At 48.0% G+C, this 1660-nt stretch carries 1 pseudogene; it reads right to left on the reverse strand.

What is annotated here, in order from left to right:
• Positions 1-1660, reverse strand: a pseudogene (locus D8787_RS11965) (hypothetical protein); the annotation flags it as partial.

Here is a 1660-nt window from a genome sequence, read left to right on the forward strand (position 1 = left end):
ACAGTGATTACTCCGCTTGTTGGATCTACACTTACACCGTCTTTAGATGGTGTTAGACTCCATGTTGAGCCTGTTTTCGTTGCGACTACTGTTGAGTTTCCTACTGTAACTTCTACTCGGTCTGCATCTGCACTTGGCGTTACGGTTACTCGTGCGTTTGCTTCGTCACTTGCTACTGTTGGTGCTGCTGGTGTAGCTGCTTTACCTGGTAGGGTAACACTTGTTGCTGTACTTGCGTCACTGTTGCCGTGTTTAGCGGTTGCGCTGACTTGTGTTCCTGCACTCGCTGCATTGTGTGCTACAGTGATTACTCCGCTTGTTGGATCTACACTTACACCGTCTTTAGATGGTGTTAGACTCCATGTTGAGCCTGTTTTCGTTGCGACTACTGTTGAGTTTCCTACTGTAACTTCTACTCGGTCTGCATCTGCACTTGGCGTTACGGTTACTCGTGCGTTTGCTTCGTCACTTGCTACTGTTGGTGCTGCTGGTGTAGCTGCTTTACCTGGTAGGGCAACACTTGCTGCTGTACTTGCGTCACTGTTGCCGTGTTTTGCGGTTGCGCTGACTTGTGTTCCTGCACTTGCTGCATTGTGTGCTACAGTGATTACTCCGCTTGTTGGATCTACACTTACACCGTCTTTAGATGGTGTTAGACTCCATGTTGAGCCAGTTTTCGTTGCGACTACTGTTGAGTTTCCTACTGTAACTTCTACTCGGTCTGCATCTGCACTTGGCGTTACGGTTACTCGTGCGTTTGCTTCGTCACTTGCTACTGTTGGTGCTGCTGGTGTAGCTGCTTTACCTGGTAGGGTAACACTTGCTGCTGTACTTACGTCACTGTTGCCGTGTTTAGCAGTTGCGCTGACTTGTGTTCCTGCACTTGCTGCATTGTGTGCCACAGTGATTACTCCGCTTGTTGGATCTACACTTACACCGTCTTTAGATGGTGTTAGACTCCATGTTGAGCCAGTTTTCGTTGCGACTACTGTTGAGTTTCCTACTGTAACTTCTACTCGGTCTGCATCTGCACTTGGCGTTACGGTTACTCGTGCGTTTGCTTCGTCACTTGCTACTGTTGGCGCATTTGGTGTTGTTTCTTTTGCTGGTAAGTTTGCTCTTGATGCTGTACTTACGTCACTGTTGCCGTGTTTAGCAGTTGCGCTGACTTGTGTTCCTGCATTTGCTGCATTGTGCGCTACAGTGACTACTCCGCTTGTTGGATCTACACTTACTCCTGTTTTCGTTGACGATAAAGTCCATGTTGAGCCAGTTTTCGTTGCGACTACTGTTGAGTTTCCTACTGTNACTTCTACTCGGTCTGCGCCTGTGCTTGGCGTTACGGTTACTCGTGCATTTGCTGTATCGCTTACTACTGTTGGCGCATTTGGTGTTGTTTCTTTTGCTGGTAAGTTTGCTCTTGATGCTGTACTTACGTCACTGTTNCCGTGTTTAGCAGTTGCNCTGACTTGTGTTCCTGCACTTGCTGCATTGTGCGCTACAGTGACTACTCCAGTCCTTGAATCTACACTTACTCCTGTTTTCGTTGGCGATAAAGTCCATGTTGAGCCAGTTTTCGTTGCGACTACTGTTGAGTTTCCTACTGTGACTTCTACTCGGTCTGCGCCTGTGCTTGGCGTTACGGTTACTCGTGCATTTG

This window comes from Streptococcus mitis (genome assembly GCF_003944325.1).
Taxonomy (GTDB): domain Bacteria; phylum Bacillota; class Bacilli; order Lactobacillales; family Streptococcaceae; genus Streptococcus; species Streptococcus mitis_CW.